At 53.9% G+C, this 18,686-nt stretch carries 20 protein-coding genes; 1 reads left to right on the top strand and 19 read right to left on the bottom strand.

From position 1 onward, the window contains the following. Positions 1-5: 5 nt before the first annotated feature. The 13 genes from HGBM_RS01455 to HGBM_RS01395 all read right to left on the bottom strand — a co-directional run bounded on the left by HGBM_RS01455 (position 6) and on the right by HGBM_RS01395 (position 12,649). Complete coding sequence (locus tag HGBM_RS01455) at positions 6-1,376, bottom strand: FAD-binding oxidoreductase (protein WP_019119328.1); 1,371 nt, start codon at positions 1,374-1,376, stop codon at positions 6-8. Positions 1,377-1,403: 27 nt separating this feature from the next. Beyond that, on the bottom strand, positions 1,404-2,615 hold the full coding sequence (locus HGBM_RS01450; RefSeq protein WP_019119327.1) for a M20 family metallopeptidase: 1,212 nt from the start codon (positions 2,613-2,615) through the stop codon (positions 1,404-1,406). A gap of 182 nt (positions 2,616-2,797) precedes the next feature. Next, complete coding sequence (locus tag HGBM_RS01445; RefSeq protein WP_019119326.1) at positions 2,798-3,349, bottom strand: ECF transporter S component; 552 nt, start codon at positions 3,347-3,349, stop codon at positions 2,798-2,800. Positions 3,350-3,414: 65 nt separating this feature from the next. Further along, on the bottom strand, positions 3,415-4,257 hold the full coding sequence (locus HGBM_RS01440; protein ID WP_019119325.1) for an energy-coupling factor transporter transmembrane component T family protein: 843 nt from the start codon (positions 4,255-4,257) through the stop codon (positions 3,415-3,417). A 6-nt stretch (positions 4,258-4,263) separates the two neighbouring features. Next, entirely contained in the window at positions 4,264-5,133 is an 870-nt protein-coding gene (locus HGBM_RS01435) for an energy-coupling factor transporter ATPase (protein ID WP_019119324.1), read from the bottom strand. Next, entirely contained in the window at positions 5,130-5,999 is an 870-nt protein-coding gene (locus HGBM_RS01430; RefSeq protein ID WP_019119323.1) for an energy-coupling factor transporter ATPase, read from the bottom strand. Before HGBM_RS01430 ends, HGBM_RS01435 begins: the two co-directional genes overlap by 4 nt. A gap of 126 nt (positions 6,000-6,125) precedes the next feature. Beyond that, entirely contained in the window at positions 6,126-6,884 is a 759-nt protein-coding gene (locus HGBM_RS01425; RefSeq protein WP_019119322.1) for an SDR family oxidoreductase, read from the bottom strand. A 16-nt stretch (positions 6,885-6,900) separates the two neighbouring features. Next, the gene (locus HGBM_RS01420; protein ID WP_019119321.1) at positions 6,901-7,974 is read right to left on the bottom strand and encodes a tartrate dehydrogenase; all 1,074 of its coding nucleotides are present in this window, start codon (positions 7,972-7,974) and stop codon (positions 6,901-6,903) included. A gap of 150 nt (positions 7,975-8,124) precedes the next feature. Then, positions 8,125-9,444 (bottom strand): sigma-54 interaction domain-containing protein, encoded by a 1,320-nt coding sequence (locus HGBM_RS01415; protein WP_019119320.1) that lies wholly within the window; start codon positions 9,442-9,444, stop codon positions 8,125-8,127. A gap of 128 nt (positions 9,445-9,572) precedes the next feature. Then, a complete protein-coding gene (locus tag HGBM_RS01410; protein WP_019119319.1) occupies positions 9,573-10,076 on the bottom strand; it encodes a GyrI-like domain-containing protein in 504 nt (167 codons plus the stop codon). A gap of 16 nt (positions 10,077-10,092) precedes the next feature. Continuing rightward, positions 10,093-10,344: a zinc ribbon domain-containing protein gene (locus tag HGBM_RS01405; RefSeq protein ID WP_019119318.1), complete on the bottom strand. Its 252-nt coding sequence runs from the start codon at positions 10,342-10,344 to the stop codon at positions 10,093-10,095. 71 nt (positions 10,345-10,415) lie between these two features. Continuing rightward, positions 10,416-11,486, bottom strand: coding sequence for a helix-turn-helix transcriptional regulator (locus HGBM_RS26190; protein WP_051029556.1), 1,071 nt, complete (start codon positions 11,484-11,486; stop codon positions 10,416-10,418). Between the two features lie 65 nt (positions 11,487-11,551). Further along, complete coding sequence (locus HGBM_RS01395; RefSeq protein ID WP_019119317.1) at positions 11,552-12,649, bottom strand: aromatic ring-hydroxylating oxygenase subunit alpha; 1,098 nt, start codon at positions 12,647-12,649, stop codon at positions 11,552-11,554. Between the two features lie 276 nt (positions 12,650-12,925). On the opposite strand from HGBM_RS01395, the gene HGBM_RS32355 reads away from it, so the two are divergent. Further along, positions 12,926-13,009, top strand: coding sequence for a putative holin-like toxin (locus HGBM_RS32355; RefSeq protein ID WP_222705641.1), 84 nt, complete (start codon positions 12,926-12,928; stop codon positions 13,007-13,009). 199 nt (positions 13,010-13,208) lie between these two features. Here the strand turns inward: HGBM_RS32355 and HGBM_RS01385 are convergent, their stop codons facing one another. The 6 genes from HGBM_RS01385 to coxB all read right to left on the bottom strand — a co-directional run bounded on the left by HGBM_RS01385 (position 13,209) and on the right by coxB (position 18,529). Continuing rightward, positions 13,209-13,673 (bottom strand): DUF420 domain-containing protein, encoded by a 465-nt coding sequence (locus tag HGBM_RS01385; protein ID WP_026074121.1) that lies wholly within the window; start codon positions 13,671-13,673, stop codon positions 13,209-13,211. Positions 13,674-13,779: 106 nt separating this feature from the next. Beyond that, a complete protein-coding gene (locus HGBM_RS01380; RefSeq protein ID WP_019119315.1) occupies positions 13,780-14,607 on the bottom strand; it encodes a cytochrome c oxidase assembly protein in 828 nt (275 codons plus the stop codon). Positions 14,608-14,673: 66 nt separating this feature from the next. Continuing rightward, positions 14,674-14,997: a cytochrome C oxidase subunit IV family protein gene (locus HGBM_RS01375; RefSeq protein WP_019119314.1), complete on the bottom strand. Its 324-nt coding sequence runs from the start codon at positions 14,995-14,997 to the stop codon at positions 14,674-14,676. Beyond that, positions 14,998-15,618: a cytochrome c oxidase subunit 3 gene (locus HGBM_RS01370; protein ID WP_019119313.1), complete on the bottom strand. Its 621-nt coding sequence runs from the start codon at positions 15,616-15,618 to the stop codon at positions 14,998-15,000. Then, positions 15,618-17,411, bottom strand: a complete 1,794-nt coding sequence (gene ctaD, locus HGBM_RS01365; protein ID WP_051029581.1) for a cytochrome c oxidase subunit I — start codon at positions 17,409-17,411, stop codon at positions 15,618-15,620. The genes HGBM_RS01370 and ctaD overlap by 1 nt, the downstream gene beginning before the upstream one ends. Before the next feature lie 86 nt (positions 17,412-17,497). Beyond that, on the bottom strand, positions 17,498-18,529 hold the full coding sequence (coxB, locus tag HGBM_RS01360; RefSeq protein ID WP_026074120.1) for a cytochrome c oxidase subunit II: 1,032 nt from the start codon (positions 18,527-18,529) through the stop codon (positions 17,498-17,500). Positions 18,530-18,686: the final 157 nt, after the last annotated feature.

Genomic DNA, 18,686 nt, shown 5'->3' with positions numbered 1-18,686 from the left:
GCCTCCTATTTTAGAGATGGAAAGATTTTACCCGGGTTCAAGATCCCGTGAGGATCGATCGCCCGTTTTACCTGGGCCATCACATCTACTGCCTCGCCGTGCTCCTGCCGCAGGTATTTGGCTTTGCCGACCCCGACCCCGTGTTCTCCGGTGCATGTCCCGCCGCGGTCAAGCGCATGCCGAACAATCGCGGCATTGACCGCTTCAGCCCGCTGCAGGTCTTCACGCCGGTCCGGATCGATCATCAACAGGGCATGGAAATTGCCGTCGCCGATATGGCCCAGCACGCCGCCCGCCAAACCGGAACGATCGATCTGCAGCCGGGCGTGCTCGACGGCATCTGCCAATTGGCTGATCGGAACACACACATCGGTCGTCATCATCCGTTTTCCCGGATGCCCGTGCCCAAAAGCGTATGCGAGGTTGTGCCGGGCCTCCCACAGGCGGGTACGTTCCTTCGAATCGATCTCGTGAACAAACCCCAGACATCCCTGATCTGCTGCCAGTTCCTCGGCGAACCGGATATCATGGAGCAGACCGGCCTCGTTGCCGTGGAACTCCATAAACAGCGTCGGCTGCTCCGGGTACGAAGTGCCGCTGTGGCGGTTCAACTGCATCATCGAACCTCCGTCTACCAGTTCCATTCTCGCTACGGGAATACTGGCCGAAAGGATTGCGACAGCCGAATCGACAGCTTGTTTCACAGTGGGAAAAGCGACTCGGGCAGCGATGACGGACTCCGGTATGCCGTGCACCCGCAGAGTCAGTTCGGTAAAGACTCCGAGCGTCCCTTCCGAACCGACAAACAGCCCGGTCAGGTGATACCCTGCGGAGGATTTTGCCGCCAGTCCCCCTGTGCGGATGATCCGCCCGTCCGCCAAGACGACTGTCAAAGCGCGGACCTGATCTCTCATCACGCCGTAGCGAACGGCCGTGGTGCCGCTGGCGTTCGTCGCCGCCATCCCGCCCAGGGTCGCATCCGCACCGGGGTCGACCGAGAAGAACAGTCCGTATTTTTTCAACTCCTTGTTCAATTGTGAACGGGTTACGCCCGGCTGCACCTTGACCAAAAAATCTGCCGGACGCACCTCCAGGATCTGATTCATCCGCTGCATGTCAATTGAAATGCCGCCCTGATACGGGATCACATGGCCTTCCAGGCTGGTGCCAAGCCCAAACGGCACGACCGGCAGCCGATGTGCATGGGCAAAGGCCAGCACGCGGCTTACCTCTTCTGCATTTTGCGGAAAGACAACGACATCCGGCCGATGCGGAGAATGGTACGATTCATCCCGGCTGTGCTGTTCGAGCACAGTCGGGTTAGCCGTCACCTGATCTGCTGACAGTATCGAAGCGAGCTGTGTGTAGAGTTCCATCTTTTTCAATCCCCCTGGTTTGTCTCCTCACTCGGAAAGAAATGCTAGCGCCGACCGAGCGTACAGCTGGGTCGTCTCGACCAATTGGTCGATGTCGACGTATTCATCGGCGTGATGCGGGATGTGGCGGTCACCGGCGCCTGTGGTGATAATCGGCACTCCGGCCAGGTGCAGGTACGTGCCATCCGTCGAACCGGGCACCCCGTTGTAGACCGGCTCCTTGCCGGTAATCGCGCGGTAAGAATCGGCAACAGCCCGGACGACGGTGTCTTCTTTCGATGTCTGGGTCCACGGCCGCTCCACGATAATCTCCAGTTCTGCCTTGAAGTTCTCATCCTCCCGCGACAAGACGGCCAAAATCTCCTCGATTTGCCCTTTCAACACATCGTGATCCTGACCTGGCACGGTGCGGATATCAAGCGTGGTCATGCACTGGTCCGGAACGACGTTGATCTGCGCCTCCCCTTTTACCGGGGCTTGCAGGATCGTCGGCGTGATGCTCGGCCAGCCCAACATCGGGTGTTCACCCAGCCGCTCTTTCTCCCTGCGCTCCAATTCGTCCAAGGCGACGATGGCACGTGCCATCCGGGTATTGGGGTTGATCCCGGTCAGCGGCATGGCGCCGTGGGCCATTTTGCCGAACGTGCGCAGACAAGCCCGAATCGCCCCTTTTTGCGTAATGCAAATCTGGTTCTCCTCCGGTTCGCAGATAATCGCTCCGTCTACGCCATTGGCCCAACCGCGCTGGATAAAATGCCGGATGCCCAGCATCTCTCCCTCTTCGTCACAGGGAATGCAGAGCAATAGTTTTCCATAAAATGGTTCTCCAGAGCGTTGAATCGCCTTTACCGCGCAGACCGCCGCAGCCAGATTTCCCTTGGTGTCACAGGAACCGCGACCGTAAATCCGCCCCCCCGAAATCGCGGCGCCAAACGGGTCGTAACTCCACTTCTGCGCATCGCCTTCGGTGACTACATCGGTATGCCCTTCGAACAAGAGCGTCTTGCCCGGCCTGCCCGAATCGTAAAAAGCGATGACATTGGGTCTGCCCGGCACTACCTCTTCGTAGAAAACGGTCAGCCCCATCTGCCTGAGCTCATCCTCGACAAACCGGGCCACCCGCTGTTCGTTGCCGTCCGCTTCTCCCGGGCGGTAAACACTGGGTATCTGCACCAGTTTTTGAGTGAATTCCACTACTTCCCGCTCATCTACAAACGAGATAACACGATCGATCGACATTCCTCTCCCGCCTTTCTGTTACTGTGAAAAACGTCTTGACGTTTTCATCAAACATGGATGTGACCGCTTGCGGCTGGCACTTTTGTCCTCCGATGAGAGGGGAAAACGGTCATGACCGTATTGTGTCAGTGCTTATGCCCAAGGCAGCAATGCCTCGGGCGTAAGCTCCGCTGCGATACTCTCTACCCGGAGATTCTTGATTTTTTCTTTCCGGCTGAACCGAGCTTCATCCACGCTGCTACGACCGCCAGGGTGATGATAACCGACACGATCGCCTCGGGAATCCCGTTGGCGATGGCGACGGTCACGGCCACTCCCGGCGCAAAATAGCCGCGAACGACGGCCATGAACAGGACGAGAACCGTGTTGGTGATCGAGCCGATAAACCCGGCGGCTCCGATGGCCAGGTACTGGTTGACGTTCTTCAGCCCGACATAGGTCAGGTAGGCCGTGATGCCGATAAACAGCCGCGGCAAAATCGCGACCAAGGGGTCTTTGAACAGCGGGATCGTCGCGTTGAGAAATGAAGATACCCCAAAAATGAGACCGATAACCAGACCGACTCCCCAGCCTCCCATAATCCCCCCGATGACGGTGGGGATATGCATGATCGTCGCGTTCCCTGCCGCCGTCGGCACCGGAATCGAGCCGAGCCTGGTCACGCCAAGCAGAATGGCGATCGCCCCCAGCACGCCGGCGATCACGATCTTGCGTACGGTCAAGCCTTTTTCCATCGTTATTCCTCCTTTTGCCTGATATGTGGAATCCCCCTGCCGGGGGCAACTCCCTGTTACGGGGCTTACAACGGATCAGGCACGATGAGCAGGATCAGTGCAGCCAGGATGCCAACGGCCAGAGCCGCGTAATCACGCGCGGCCGCCCGGTAGTGGTTGTATGCGCTTCGCGCCGCACCGGGGGTATAGCAGCGGGCTTCCATGGCGAGAATCAAATCCTCGGCGCGCGTCATCGCTACGTTGAACAACGGGATGATGATGGGAAACATGTCCTTCGTCCGCTTGACGATCCGCCACCATTCGCCTGTTCCAAATTCCGCCCCTCGCGATGCCTGCGCTTTCATCATTTTTTCCATCTCCATCGCAAATGTCGGGACAAAGCGGACGGCAATGGTGATCACCACCGCGAAAGTGTGAACGGGGAACTTTACTTTTTCCAGCGGGGAGAGCAGACGCTCCATGCCGTGGGTCAGCTGTGTCGTGGACGTGCTCAGCGTCAGCACGCTGGAGATGAAGATAATCTCCACGAAACGGACCGCAGAGACGATCACCAGTTTGATGCTCGCGCTGGTGATTTTGACGAAAGCGTATTCAAAATAAACGGTTCCGCCTGTCGCTATCCCCCCGTAAAACAAAAGCTGCAGCACTCCTAAAATGATGATAAAAGGCACGGCTGGCTTGATCCCGGAGATTCCGTAGTGAATCGGGATCCTGGATTGCCAAAACAGCCACAGACAGAACGCCAGCGCAACCAGGTTGCCGAGATAGGAACTGCACATCGCGATGGCGATGACGATGATCACATAAGCCGCCAGTTTATACCGCGGATCCAGCCGATGGATGACGGAGCCGGTCGGCAAGTACTGCCCGATGGTGATGTTTCTCGTCAATTCGAATTCGCCCGCCACTTTCCTTCACCTCCTGATGCCGGGCAGGACTGAGAGGATCTCCTGCGCGGCTTCCTCGACCAAAAAGGCGTCTGGTTTTACGTCAAAACCGCGATCGTACAGGCGGTACAGGATCTCGACTGTCTCCGGCGCTCCCGCCTGATGCTCCTCGAGGACTGACCGGTTGCCAAAGATCTCGCGCGGAGTACCGGAGCAGACTACACATCCCCCTGCCATCACGTAGACGCGGTCGGCGAGGTAGGCGACTTCCTCCATGTTGTGGGAGACAAAGATGACGGTCAGCTGCTCCTGCCGGTTCAGATACCTGATCCGCTCCAACAATTCCTTGCGTGACTTCGGGTCAAGGCCTGCCGTCGGCTCATCGAGCACGAGGATTTTCGGCCGGAGCGCCAGCACGCCCGCCAGCGCCACCTTGCGCTTCTGGCCGCCGCTGAGGGCATAGGTGGCCCGGTCTTTCATCTCCTCGAAGGACAGGCCGACCAGCTCCATCGCCCATTTGACCTGTTCGACTACCTGCTCGAGCGGCAGTCCCTGCTTGAATGGTCCGTAGGCGACATCGTCGCCCACCAGTTTTTCAAACAACTGGTCTTCCGGGTTTTGAAAGACCAGCCCTACCTTTTTCCGCAGTTCTTTCACGTTCAGCTTTGGCTGCGACAGGTCGACGCCATCGATCACGACCTGGCCGGACTCCGGCAGCTGCAGTCCGTTAAAATGCTGGATTAACGTCGATTTGCCTGACCCGGTGTGGCCGATGATGGCGACGCACTCGCCTTTGTTTGCGTACATGTCGACGCCGTGCAGGGCCGTGTGCTCAAGCGGCGTTCCTCTCATATAGGTGTGTCGCAGGCCTTTGACCTGCAGCAGCGGCTGGCTCACGAACCGCTCACCTCCGCTATTGGCGGCTGCAGCCGTTCTACTTCATCGACGATCTCGTCCTTGTGAATCAGATCGGGCCGAAACCTCTGGTACTGCCGGTTGACCGCCGCCGCAAGCTGGCTTGCCTGCGGGACGTCAAGGTGCAGGGCATGCAGCCGCTCCGCTTGCCGAAACACTTCGCGGGGCGTGCCCTCCAGCACGATTTGCCCCTCCTCCATCACCAGCACCCGGTCGGCATCGGCCGCTTCCGACATGTGGTGAGTGACCGACACAATCGTCATCCCGGCCTTGTTCAGTTTTCCGATCACGCCGAGGATTTCCCTGCGGCCGTGGGAATCCAGCATGCTGGTCGCCTCGTCGAGCACGATACAGTCCGGCTTCATCGCCAGGATGCCGGCGATGGCGATCCGCTGCTTCTGCCCTCCGGACAGATGATGCGGCGGACGCTGGCGAAATGCGCTCATCCCGACCGCTTCCAGCGCCTCATCGACCCGCTGCTTCATCTCATCGGCAGGAACCCCGATATTCTCCAAACCAAAGGCCACATCGTCCTCGACAATGGTCGCGACGAGCTGGTTGTCCGGGTGCTGAAAAACCATCCCCACGCGCCGGCGAATCTCCCGGTGCAGCGACTTTTCTTTTGTATTCAGGCCCTCCACCCAGACATCGCCTGCATCGGGAGTGAGAATGCCGTTTAACATTTTGGCGAGGGTCGACTTACCCGAACCGTTGTGGCCGATCATGGCAAGGTACTCCCCCGGATAAACCTGAAAAGACACGTCGCGCAGGACGGGTATGATGTTTGTTTGGTTGATGGTGTAGGCGAATGAGACGCCTTCCACCCGGATGAGCGCTTCCTTCTTCATGACCTCTCCCCTTTCTTGGCCAATTGTTTCAGCCGTTCTACAATGGCAAGTCAGATCTTGGCGATAGCGGGACATGCCAACAGGCCGATTGATCCAATCAGTACCAGAATATTTGCACAAATCCTGCTATATGCCTCGTCCTCCGTCCACATGAAGGATTTCCCCTGTCACCAGCTTCGCCATGTCGCTGCAAAGGTACAGGGCCGCCTGTGCGACGTCTTCCGGCTGAATCAGCGAGCCGAGCGGGACGCTGCTTAAGAATATCTCTTTTGTCTCCCGTTCGATCTGTTCCTGATCGCCGTTCATAAACCTCGGCAGCATAGGCGTATCCGCCGGGCCGGGATTGATGCCGTTGACCCGGATTTTGTAGGGAGCCAGCTCGATCGCAAGCGCCTTTGTCAGCATGATAACGGCCCCTTTCGAGGCGCAGTAGGCGTTTAGTCCGGGACGGGCCCGCACCCCGGCGATCGAAGCGGTATTGACGATGACGCCGAAGCCCTGCCGCTTCATATGCGGCACGACATACTTGGCAGTCAGGTAGACCGATTTCACATTCACATCCATGATCCTGTTCCACTGTTCGCCGGATACCTCTTCAATCGGCGTAAACGACATCGGCATGCCAGCGTTGTTCACCAGGATATCCACCTTGCCGTACCGCCCGATCACCTGCTCTGTCAGTTCTTTCACCTGCGCTTCCGCCGTTACATCCGTGACCGCCGCGACGGAATCGCCGGTCAGCGCTTCCGCCGTCTGCCGGGCGGCAGCTCCATTCACGTCCGCAACGACGACTTTTGCCCCCTGTGAGTCGAAAAGCCGGGCCATCGCCCGCCCCATCCCGGAGCCACCGCCTGTGATGATCGCCACTTTCTCCTGCAGCAGCATCTTTCTCGCCTCCTTTTTACTCCAACTGCATCAATTTGTCGACAATCGCTGCTCCGAGCTCAGCCGTCGTCGCCGTTCCGCCGATGTCCGGGGTGCGGATGAGCCCCTCTTGCAGCACCGCTTCTATGCTGTCCAGAACGAGCTTGCCCAGTTCCGGATAACCCAGATGATCCAGCATCATGCTGATGCTCCAGATCTGGGCGATCGGATTGGCAATCCCCTGCCCGGCGATATCGGGTGCCGACCCGTGGATCGGTTCAAACATGGACGGAAAGGTTTTTTCCGGATTGATGTTGCCGGAAGGAGACAATCCGAGACCGCCGACAATCGCCGCCCCCAGGTCGGTCAGGATATCGCCGAATAAATTGCTGGCCACTACGACCCCCATGCTCTCCGGCCTGCTGATGAAGTACGAGACCAGTGCATCGATGTGGGTCAGCTGTACCTGCAGCCCGGGGTACCCACGGCCCACTTCCCTGACGACCTCATCCCAGAACGGCATGGAATGGTTGATGCCATTGGATTTCGTCGCGGCCGTCACGCATCCCGCTCCCCGCTGTTCGGCGAGGGAAAAGGCGTAACGGATGACGCGTTCGCAGCCGAACCGGGTAAAGACGTTATTTTGCACCGCCAACTCATAGGGCGTGTTCACATGCAGCCGTCCGCCCATATTGGAGTACTCCCCCTCGGTGTTCTCCCGCACGACCACGAAGTCCAGTTCGGCGTGCTGCTTGTAGCGGAGCGGACTCTCCAATCCCCGGAGCAGCTTGATCGGACGGAGGTTCACATACTGCTGGAACTGCCGACGGATCGGCAGGATCAGCTCCCAGACTGAGATGTGATCGGGGACCATCGGGGAGCCGATCGCCCCGAGCAAAATGGCGTCAAACTCGCGCAGAATCTCCAGCCCGTTCTCCGGCATCATCCTGCCGCACTGCAGATAGCGGCGGCAGTTCCAGTCAAACGCCCGCCGCTCAAACAGCAGCCCGCCGTGAATGCGCTCTACCGCCTGCAACACTTTCAATCCTTCCGCCATCACTTCGGGACCAATCCCGTCCCCAGCAATCACTGCTACAGAATAACGGTTCATCTCTGCTGCCCCTTTGACAAAAAGTGTGATCAACCATGAGGATAGCAATAACCGTGCCACGTCTGACTATTGCGAATACACTGGGTGCAGATCCTCTTTTTCCGGACAAAAGCGTTGCAAAACAGACAGGATAATGTTGCATCTGCAACATTAACGCAACCGGTATTTTTTCATTTTGCGCCAAAGTGTCGTCCGATCCATCCCCAACCGCTTGGCCGTCTCTTGCTTGTTGCCCCGTGTCAGCTGCAAGGTGGAGCTGATGAGCAGCCGCTCCTCCTCTTCCCCCCTCTGCCCGGGCCGCTGCTTGCCTCCCCGCGCTTCCAGCCGCTTGGCGAAAAAGGCGATATCCTCCTCCCCGAGCCTCGTCCCTTTGCCGAGCAGCACCATCCGCTCCACTACGTTGCGCAGTTCCCTGACGTTGCCGGGCCATGCGTACTGCCGGAACAGCTGGTAAACGGAAGCATCCACCCCTTGGATCGGCTTGCCGATTTTTTCGCTCAGTTCGCCAATTATCGATTCCACCAGGTCGGGAATGTCCGCCAGCCGCTCGCGCAAGGGCGGCAATTCCAGCGTCAAGACGTTCAAGCGGTAATACAGATCGGAGCGAAACTGCTTGGTGTGCAAAAGTTCTTCCAGATCGCGGTTGGTCGCGGCCACGATCCGCACGTCGACCGGGACGAATTTCTCGCCCCCGATGCGGCGTACCGTTCTCTCTTGCAGAACCCGCAGCAGCATCGCCTGAATCGGCAGGGACATTTCGCCAATCTCGTCGAGAAACAGCGTCCCGCCGTGAGCCAGTTCAAACAGGCCCGGCTTCCCTCCTTTTCTGGCCCCCGTAAAAGCCCCCTCGTCATACCCGAACAGCTCGCTCTCCAGCAGATTGCCCGGCAGTGCCGCACAGTTGATGGCGACGAACGGGCCTGTCGCGCGCAAACTCGCCAGGTGGATCCCCTGGGCAAACAGTTCCTTGCCCGTCCCTGATTCACCCAGAATCAGGACGGTGGCATCAGTCCTGGCAAACTCTTCGGCTAGCAGCTTTGCTTCCGCGATGGCCGGCGACCTGCCAGCGATGGCCTGCAGCCGGTACTTGGCTTCCAGTCCGTGCTCTGTAAACTGTTTGCGAATCCGCATCTCCATTTTTTGGATATCCGTGATTTCCTTGAAGGTCGAAACGGCGCCGACAGTCTCGCCGTCGATGATGATGGGCAGGCGATTGATCAGGATCTGCCGGTTCAGCACCGTGGCAATGTCGCCCCACTCTCGTTTGCCCGTCGTCAGAATGCGCAGCATATCCGAATTGGGAATGTAATCGGTGATGCGTTCTCCGACAATCCCCTCCGGCAGGCCGAGAATCTCCGTCGCGTTCTTGTTGACCAGAATGATGTTTCCTTCGCGGTCGACGGCGATGATCCCGTCATGGGAAGCGTCAACGATTGCTTGCACAAAGGATTGGTTCAAATTTACAGCCATTTTCTCTCACCAATAGTTAGATTAGGTAGGGAAACCGTGATCTCCTGCCCGTATTCGGAATATTACGCAAATTCAGCGCAAAAAAACTGACGCGAACCATTAGCGAGTCCCGTCAGCTTTTATTTCCATCAACCGATTGGCGAAGTGTTTCTCTCCTTGATCGCGATGTAAATGTCGACTTGCGACCATGACGGATCGGCAGCCCGTTCGTCGTATACTTCAAAATCTGCCGTAAAGGCCCGCCCGCCGCCTTTTGACCACTCCCAGATGGCCTGCCAGGTCTCCACTACTACCTCAGCCAGCGGCCCCTTTCTGGACGTAAACACCGCATATGTCGCGGGCGGAATGACGATCCCCGCCAATTGGCCCCCTTGGCCTTCCGACGAGTCCACAAATGACCCGATCGAGTAGGTGTAAAGTCCTGTCTCATCTGACTCGTACTGCGAATAAAGGGCGATCGTAAGGTTTTCCTCCGTCCGGTTGCAGATCTGCTGCTGAACGCGGCCCTGCCTATATCGTTCCCACAGCGCAGCGATCTTTCCTCGCCCCGACAACTCATGCTCATTGTCTGTCACAACCGATATTCCGGCAAATCTCCGCTCCCCCAGTGTGACGATTCTTGGCTTGTCCATGCAGCTCCCCCTTGGATTACTGCCACCTCTTCAGCTTTGGCAAAAATTCTTGCAGAAGGTGCCTGGCCTGTTTTGCTTCCATCCCGCTCTGTTGCATAAATGGAATACATATCTCTATCATCTGCTCCATGGTAAGCTCGGGCTGTTTAAACGCCCCCTGTTCATAACAATACAGGCAGTACTCTTCGCTTTTGGCTCCGTTCTGCTCCGTCCCTGACAGTTCTTCCGTCAGCGGCATCGCGCAGCTTTGGCACAGTTTTTCACTCATACGTCAATCCCTCCTTTGCCATCTATGGTAAAGGAAGCAACTTGACAACAGTTTGTCAGGTTAAAAAAAGTTTACGAGCCGGGTTCATAAAGTTGGTACACTTTTCTCGCCTGCTCTTTTACCCTTTCCCGCACGTGGGCGGGCTCCAATACCTCGATAAAGGGACCAAAACTGAGCAGAAAACCGCACAGCCAATCATCCAGCGGAAGCGTGATCTCCGCCAGACAGCTATCTGGACCGTCCGATTGGATCTTCTCCGGGCCAAACCACTCTTCTGCCAAGCTCTTTACTTTGGGGTCAATCTTCAACACCAGGTCGACCAGGTTTTCGGGTCGATGCCATTCCTGAACCCAGGGACGTTGTTCCAAAGCGATTTCTCGCCGCTGAAAGGCAGACGGACGGCACTCGAGCTGCTTCATTCGGGAGATTTTGAAGAAGCGAAACTGGTTCTTCTCCGTGCAAAAAGCGTACAGGTACCACTTTTGCTGTTTTTGCACCAACGCGTGCGGTTCTACCGTGCGCCGGGAATGCTCACCGGCTGCGTTTACATAGGCAAATGAAACGTGCTGGCTGCAATCAATCGCCGCCATGATCCGATCAAACTTTTCCTTCAGCGCCGGATCATTTCCCCAGGGAGAAAAGTCGATAAAGATCTTCTCTGCTCTGGCGCGGAACTTCTCTTCTTCATGCTTCGGCACCAAGCGGACTATTTTTTGCAGCGCCGCACTGATATGCTCGTCCTGGATCGATGTGGATAGGCTCTTCAGGGCCGTCGCCACCGTTGCCAGTTCATCGTCCGACAGCCAGTTTTTTTCGAGGCGGTACCCGTCCATGACAGCGATACCGCCATTGGTTCCCTGAGTCGTGATCACCGGTATGCCGGCCAGGCTGATCGTCTCTATATCGCGGTAGATCGTTCTGACGGATACACCGAAAATCTCGGCAAGCTCTTTCGCCTGCATTTTCTTTTCGAGAGAAGCAGCAGGACGATGGCCAACAGCCGGTCTAATTTCATGCGAATGACTCTCCTCTCGCTTCCGCTCGTACGGCCCACTGTATCGGGGCTTTGGCGGAAACAACGGCATGGAAAAAGAGCCCGAACTTTGGCTGTGTTCATGGCTCAGGGCCACGACAGCCAACATGGCTCTTTTAGGAAAATGGTACAGGAATGCCCCGCGGAATACAACTCAAAATGCGGGCACATTCATTATTTAGGGGAAGCTGCCGCCTGTGGCAGTGGCAGAACATCCTGCAATGCATCCTGGAGAAGCAGATGGAAATGGTGCACACATCTCTCGGTTAGCGAAAACCTGCCCTGGGTGTATGCCCCGGTTTCGATCCCTTTTTGCACCAATTCGCAAATATCCCGGTCTTCCTTGCGCAGGACATCGTCGTAGGCAAACAGTTCCTCCGCTTCTTTCCCAATCACCTCATCCCGCAGAAAGGTGGTATACACGTATTTGGTCGTCTTATGGTCAAGCGGGATCGATTGGTGGATCGAAAGGTTGGCGGGTCCCGGGTCGGAGGAAAACCACATATTGGGGAACAGCCAGTAATAACGTCCTCCCTGACCCAAATCAAACGAGTCTCCCTTCAGATGTTTAAGCGGCGCCCCTTGATAGCAGTAATGGTCGAAAATGCTGATCTCGTAATCTTCCATTTCCAGCTTCTGCACGAATGCCTTATGAATGATCGGACAATGATCACACTCCAGGTAGTTGTCGATCCCGATCTTCCAGTTTGAATGGCAGATCGTCTCAACCACCCTGGCTTTTTTGAACTGTTCAAGCTTGAACTTCTTCAACCCCTCAAACAGGCCGCCAAACACTTCCGACATCGGACGGGCATTCGGATCCAAATTGACAAAAATAAATGATTCCTGCACTTCCAGGCGAACCGATTTCAGGCAAAAATCCTTCTCGTCAAAATTCTCGACCCCTTTCATGTTGGACGCCTTGTGGAGGGAACCGTCCAAGCGGAATGTCCAAGCGTGATACGGGCAGGAGAACAGACTCTTGTTGCCTTCCCCCTCTACCAGCTTGGAAGCCCGATGCGTGCAGACATTGTAGAAAGCCCTGATTTCGCCGTCATTCGCACGCGTAATAAGGATGGGCTTATTCGCCACTTCAATCGTAAAGTAATCCCCCGGTCGTTGGACTTGGCTGATGTGCCCGGCGTACTGCCAGGTTTTACTGAATAACTCCCGTTTCTCTATTTCCAAGACCTCTGGATCCGTATACAGCCATGCAGGCAATGTGTGCGCCTCACTTAACTTCTGACTGACTCTCACATCCGAGTGTGCCAAACGGTTTCCTCCTCTTCTGCCATGAGTTATTATTTGAATTTATTGTATAATGGAAACAATCAAAGCACACATGGGTAGATTGAATAAAAATAAGGGAAAACGATACAGAAAATTTGGTCACTTTCACTTATGCATCTGTCCAAGCCGCCGGATTCAAGATCATGAAAAGGAAAAAAACACCCTCAAATGAGAATGTTTAAAGTATAATATAGCTTGTACAATAGAATGGCTCCTCAAGGGTGGTCGGCTCATCCCCGATAGAAAGGGGGTGAGCCAATGACAGTATTCGAGGCATTAACTTTGATGCTCACGTTCGGTCTGTTGATCGTAGCTATACTGTCGTTCCATAAAAAGAAGTAGATCACCCTTGAGCCCCAAACTCAGTGATCTACTTCATCGATGAACTATGAGCCGCCCCTAGTGGGAACGTCTATTGTATAAACCGCAGGTGCTGGAACACCTGCGGCTTTTTTTACGCTCTCATCTAATATTACCACAAAAGAATGAAATTAAAAATAAAAAGCTCCAAGAAACGCCCGAATATCTCGGACCCCACTGCCTACCAGCCGAACAGCCCTTCAATCAAGCCAGCCTTGTCCGTATGCGGGTAGATGACGTACAGCAGGGAGTAGACCGCAGCCCCGGTTATCGCGGTGAAAAACCAGATAACGGCGGTCCAGGGACCCATTTTTTTATGGCGTTGATACCGTCCTTTAAAGCCGAGGTAGAGGGTGTACAGACCCATAACGGCCGCAACGGTGGCAAGTGTAGTATGAAACAGCAAAAAGACAGTATAGGCCGGCTTCAAACTGGGCGGCCCGCCGAACAGAGCCGTCCCGACAAAAATCGTCTTGGAGACGTAAATGATGAAAAACAATACGGCAAAAATGGAAGCCCAAATCATGACGGTTTTATGTTGATCTCGTTTCCCTCGGCGGATCAAATACCATCCGATCGCGACAAGGCAAGCGCTGATGACGATACAAGACGTACTCATTAACGGCATTAGTTCTGCTAGATTCATCTTGGCCCTCCTCCGTTTTCATCTGCAAGGAAGCTGCTTCTATGTATGGACAGATCAAGGCTTGTCCGCATCCTTATGGGCTCGCCTTGATCATCGTTTTCTTACATTATGGGCGATGCTGCGGCATCGAGGCTGCCGCTTTGGACGCAGCAGGATCGACAGCGTCCGTGGCTTTCAAGCTGTCCTCTTTCCGGTACCAGCTAGTGAATACCGAAAAAAACACAGCTGCGTAGGTTGCAATTTGACATACTTTCAAAATGATCGCACCCAGTTGCTGGTCATCAAGTGCTGTGTATCCGGGATAGAGTTCTGGAATGGTCTGGTACGCCGTAAACAGCGGTGCATCAGCAAATAAGAGAAACATACTGATCGGGAACAGCAGCAGGCCGCTGACAACCAGATAGCCAATTTTCTGTATGTCGGTAAGCCGCCATTCTTTCACGGGTGTGAAAATAGGCCACCACATGCAACATGCGGCAAGTAACAAAAATATACGGGAAATTTCGTAAAGATGCCCATTTTCCGCCAAACTGTCAAATACTGACGGTAAGTGGAAAAGCGAAAAGAGCGAGTCAAACAGTACCATTGCAATAGGCGGAAAGGTAACCACTCTCAGTAGCAGACGGGACGATTTCGTACGAAACACCGAACGAACCAGCCAGGTCGGAAGTCCCAGCAAAAAGAAGATCGGCGTGACGATGTTCACGATCGCCTGCTGGGTTACGTACACGCTGAAAAACGTCTGTGCGTAGTGGTTTCCAGGCCCATATCCCAGGTATAAAAGCAGCAAGCCGATGACGAAAAGTGTCTGTTTCTTGAGGCTTGTCGGTTCAGCTCCGGCAGTTCGTCTGCCAAACGGCCCCACTGCTGCAAAGTACAAGACGGCCAATAGCACAGTCAACAGCAGCACCGCTGGACTGAGAAGACTGTTCATCACGATGAGTACCTCCCATCAATGGAGAAAAGACAGGCGGCTTTGTTACAAGCCGCCTGCGAAACCTTACCACCAAATCCAGAACACAAACGTTACGATAGTGAGAAGCGCAACAAAAGCACCAGCAGCCATAAAGATTCTTTGGAACTGATGTCCTTTTTGATCCAAGTGCATCCAAACAAAGAGTTGGAAGCCTGCTTGAATCAATGCCAGGAGAAAGATGAATGGTACCACTGATTTAACATCCACTTGCTCCATTGCAACGGCAGCAAAGGCGATCGCCGTCAAAATGATTGAAAGTCCAAAAGTAATCAGGTGGTTACGAGAACTGTGTTGCGAAGGCACGTGTTTTTCTTCCTTCCGATTTGCGCCGGAATGCGTGTCGGTCATTTATACTCCCACCTTCCCCATCAGATAAACAACGGTGAAAATGAACACCCACACCAAGTCAACGAAGTGCCAGTACAAGCTAAAGACAAAATACTTGGGTGCTGTAACGACGGTCAGGCCTTTTTTCCCGGTCATTGCCAACAGCGCAAACAGCCATAACAATCCAAAGGCCACGTGTGCGCCGTGGAAGCCTACCAGCGTGTAGAAAGCAGAACCAAATGCGCTGCTCCTTAAGGTATGCCCTTCATGAACATACTCGTAGAACTCATACATTTCCAAGCCCAAGAACCCGAGACCCAACAAGGCAGTAATAACAAGCCAAAAGACCATTTGCGATACGTTCTTCTTGTGCATGGCCAAAATGGACATAACGCTGGTCAAGCTGCTTGTTAACAAGAGCATGGTTGCCGCTGCAACAAGCGGCAAGGAAAATAATTCCACTCCGGTAGGACCGCCGTTTGCCTTATCGCGCAAAGCAATAAACGTAGCAAACAAGGAACCGAACAGTACAGATTCTCCGCCGAGAAAGAACCAGAACGCAAGAATCTTGTTTCTGCCTTCAAGGGTCGCTTTTTCCGGTTCGGCTGGAAGTTCAGTATGCAAGGCATGGTTTGCACTCATTATGCCTCAACCCCCTTTTCTTCAGTCGGGTCGATATGGTATCCGGGATCGTCGATCAAGGAGCGTAACAGCATACAGAACAACGTTATTAAAGCCCCAATGATCGCAACCGGAACTTTTTCATACATCAGGCCGAACGAAGCGATAAACAGACCGACACTCATGATGAACGGCAGGATCGAACCGGAAGGCATGTGGATATGGCCAAGCGGTTCTGCCGGTATCATTCCCTTGTTACCCGCCATCTTTTCTACCCATAATGCATCGTAGCCACGAACTTGCGGCGTCTGCTTAAAGTTGTATTCAGGCGGCGGAGATGGTACAGCCCATTCCAGTGTACGTCCGTCCCATGGATCCGCAGGAGCATTTTTCGGCTTCGAATTGGTAACGGCAATGTTAATCAAGAAGATAATCGTTCCGATGGTCATTCCGAAAGCACCGATCGTACTGATCAGGTTGCCGAAATCCAATCCTTGGTTTGGAAAGAAGGTAAAGATCCGGCGCTGCATCCCCATCAGGCCCAAGAAGTGCTGCGGGAAGAACGTCAGGTGGAACCCGATAAAGAAGAACCAGAAATTCCATTTACCCAAGGTCTCGTTCAGCATGCGGCCAAACATTTTCGGCCACCAGTAGTACAGACCCGAAAAAATTCCAAACACCATCCCACCGACGATTACGTAGTGGAAGTGAGCAACGACGAAGTAAGTATCATGGTACTGATAGTCAGCTGCCGGCGCTGCAAGCATGACACCGGTCATCCCGCCGATCACGAAGGTGGGGATAAAGCCGACAGCCCACAGGTTCGCCGTAGTAAAGCGAATTTGTCCGCCCCACATGGTAAACAGCCAGTTAAAGATCTTGATACCGGTTGGAATGGCGATCAACATGGTGGAAATCCCGAACAGGGCATTAGCCACAGGCCCCATCCCTACGGTGAACATGTGGTGAGCCCACACCATAAAACCGAGGAAACCGATCAAGACGGTTGCAAAGACCATCGAGCTGTATCCGAATAAACGCTTTTTGGAGAAGGTGCTGATTACGTCGGAGATAACCCCGAAAGCAGGCAGAATCAAGATGTATACTTCAGGATGACCAAAGATCCAGAATAAGTGCTGCCATATGATTTCGTTACCGCCGTTTGCAACGTTAAAGAAGTTGGCAGAGAACAAACGGTCGAATGACAACAGAACCAACCCGACGGTAACTGCCGGGAAAGCAAACAGAATCAACGCCGACGTAACGAACGATGTCCAGGTGAACAGCGGCATGCGCATAAACGTCATTCCCGGTGCGCGCATGTTAACAATCGTCGCCAGGAAGTTGATACCCCCGATCAGTGTACCTATACCGGCAATCTGTAAACCAAGAGCGTAAAAGTCAAGGCTAAATCCACTGAAAGAGACGGATAGCGGAGGATAAGCAGTCCAACCTGCGTCAGGCGAGCCGCCTAAAAACCAACTACAGTTTACCAGCACTCCCCCGAAGAAGAACATCCAGAAACCAAGCGAGTTTAAGAACGGGAAGGCAACGTCACGCGCGCCGATTTGGAGCGGAAGTACCGCATTCATCAACCCAAATAAGAGTGGCATTGCGGCCAGAAAGATCATCGTAGTTCCGTGCATTGTCATGATTTCGTTAAAAGTTGCCCCGTTGAGAAAAGTATTATTGGGAACGATTAACTGAATCCGTAATAAAAGCGCTTCGAGACCGCCGAGCAGGAAGAAAATACCACCGGCAACAAAGTACAAAATCCCGATTTTCTTGTGGTCGACGGTTGTCAGGTAATCCATCAATAAGCCTTTTTTCTTAGGCGCATGAGAATGTCCCACGGTCTTACCTCCTTATAAAATGAATGCTATAGAAACGCCAGCTGCGTTTATTGGGCTACCTTTAAGCCCATCAAGTAATCGACTAGTGCGTCCATTTCTTCCGGCTTCAGCTTGTCGCCAAATGCAGGCATTTTTACCTTCGCTCCTGCCTTGATCTCATCCGGATTGGAAATCCAGCGTTTCAGTTCATCTGCATTATGGTCTAAGTAACCAGCGATTGTTTGACGATTGCCAAAATCAGTCAGGTTTGGACCAACTTTTCCTCCTTGGTTGCCGATAGCGTGGCACGCCAAGCAGTTTTGAGCGTACACTTGCTGCCCCAACTGATTTGAAGTTGGCGCTTGAGCGCTTTCAGCAGCCTTCATCCCTGCGATCCACTTGTCAAAAGCAGCTTGATCTTCAGCAATGACTTTAAAGTCCATCAAAGCGTGAGAATAACCGCAGAGCTCTGCGCACTTCCCTTTAAACACGCCCGGTTTGTCGGCTTGCAGCCAAAATTGGTTTATGTTGCCCGGGTTGGCATCCATCTTGCCGGCAAGCGCTGGAACCCAGAACGAGTGAATAACGTCTTTAGACGAAATTTGAAGAGCGATTTTCTTCCCAACCGGAATGTGCAGATCTTGGGCGGTAGCGACTCCCAAATCCGGATACTCAAACTCCCACCAGAACTGATGTGCTGTTACCTTCACTTTTATCGCATCCGGATCGTCCCAGTAATTCTTTGCCAGAGCGAAGGTGGTGGAAACAGTAGGTATTGCAATGACAATCAGCAAGATAATCGGAATTGTAGTCCAAATGATTTCCAGCGTGTGACTTCCTTCCACCTGTTTCGGAATCCCTTCTTGGCCCGGGCGTTTGCGGTAGCGAACCAAGACGTAAGTAAAGATAATCATGACAACAACAAAGACAAAAACCATGACTCCAATACTGATTTTCATCAGTGATAATTGTTGATCTGCCACTGGTCCTGAAGGAGTTAACGCGGACAGATAGGGATCACCACACCCCGTGAGTAAGAGCGTCAATACCACAAGAAGAGGTAGTAGACGCCATACATGTTGCCATCGACGATTGGACATAAAACTTACCCCACTTTCTCTGCTTTTCTTCTCAACATGGATGGCTACAACTTCTTTATCTCTCCCTCTGAAAGAGGTTAGTAGATAATAAAGTTACCAAGTCTTTCCGTTTTTTCACACGTTAACCATTATAAAGCAGAAATAGTTTTGCGCAAAA

Origin of the sequence: Brevibacillus massiliensis (genome assembly GCF_000311785.1) — a bacterium.
GTDB classification, from domain to species: Bacteria; Bacillota; Bacilli; order Brevibacillales; family Brevibacillaceae; genus Brevibacillus_C; species Brevibacillus_C massiliensis.
The sequence above is the reverse complement of the archived record's forward strand: the minus strand, read 5'-3'. Positions and strand labels throughout refer to the sequence as shown.

What these genes read in the sequence shown, in the direction of transcription:
- HGBM_RS01455 (WP_019119328.1), bottom strand. Translation starts at nt 1,376, where the DNA reads ATGGAACTCTACACACAGCTCGCTTCGATACTGTCAGCAGATCAGGTG.
- HGBM_RS01450 (WP_019119327.1), bottom strand. Translation starts at nt 2,615, where the DNA reads ATGTCGATCGATCGTGTTATCTCGTTTGTAGATGAGCGGGAAGTAGTG.
- HGBM_RS01445 (WP_019119326.1), bottom strand. Translation starts at nt 3,349, where the DNA reads ATGGAAAAAGGCTTGACCGTACGCAAGATCGTGATCGCCGGCGTGCTG.
- HGBM_RS01430 (WP_019119323.1), bottom strand. Translation starts at nt 5,999, where the DNA reads ATGAAGAAGGAAGCGCTCATCCGGGTGGAAGGCGTCTCATTCGCCTAC.
- HGBM_RS01425 (WP_019119322.1), bottom strand. Translation starts at nt 6,884, where the DNA reads ATGCTGCTGCAGGAGAAAGTGGCGATCATCACAGGCGGTGGCTCCGGG.
- HGBM_RS01420 (WP_019119321.1), bottom strand. Translation starts at nt 7,974, where the DNA reads ATGAACCGTTATTCTGTAGCAGTGATTGCTGGGGACGGGATTGGTCCC.
- HGBM_RS01415 (WP_019119320.1), bottom strand. Translation starts at nt 9,444, where the DNA reads ATGGCTGTAAATTTGAACCAATCCTTTGTGCAAGCAATCGTTGACGCT.
- HGBM_RS01410 (WP_019119319.1), bottom strand. Translation starts at nt 10,076, where the DNA reads ATGGACAAGCCAAGAATCGTCACACTGGGGGAGCGGAGATTTGCCGGA.
- HGBM_RS01405 (WP_019119318.1), bottom strand. Translation starts at nt 10,344, where the DNA reads ATGAGTGAAAAACTGTGCCAAAGCTGCGCGATGCCGCTGACGGAAGAA.
- HGBM_RS26190 (WP_051029556.1), bottom strand. Translation starts at nt 11,486, where the DNA reads ATGTTGGCTGTCGTGGCCCTGAGCCATGAACACAGCCAAAGTTCGGGC.
- HGBM_RS32355 (WP_222705641.1), top strand. Translation starts at nt 12,926, where the DNA reads ATGACAGTATTCGAGGCATTAACTTTGATGCTCACGTTCGGTCTGTTG.
- HGBM_RS01385 (WP_026074121.1), bottom strand. Translation starts at nt 13,673, where the DNA reads ATGAATCTAGCAGAACTAATGCCGTTAATGAGTACGTCTTGTATCGTC.
- HGBM_RS01380 (WP_019119315.1), bottom strand. Translation starts at nt 14,607, where the DNA reads ATGAACAGTCTTCTCAGTCCAGCGGTGCTGCTGTTGACTGTGCTATTG.
- HGBM_RS01375 (WP_019119314.1), bottom strand. Translation starts at nt 14,997, where the DNA reads ATGACCGACACGCATTCCGGCGCAAATCGGAAGGAAGAAAAACACGTG.
- HGBM_RS01370 (WP_019119313.1), bottom strand. Translation starts at nt 15,618, where the DNA reads ATGAGTGCAAACCATGCCTTGCATACTGAACTTCCAGCCGAACCGGAA.
- ctaD (WP_051029581.1), bottom strand. Translation starts at nt 17,411, where the DNA reads ATGGATTACCTGACAACCGTCGACCACAAGAAAATCGGGATTTTGTAC.
- coxB (WP_026074120.1), bottom strand. Translation starts at nt 18,529, where the DNA reads ATGTCCAATCGTCGATGGCAACATGTATGGCGTCTACTACCTCTTCTT.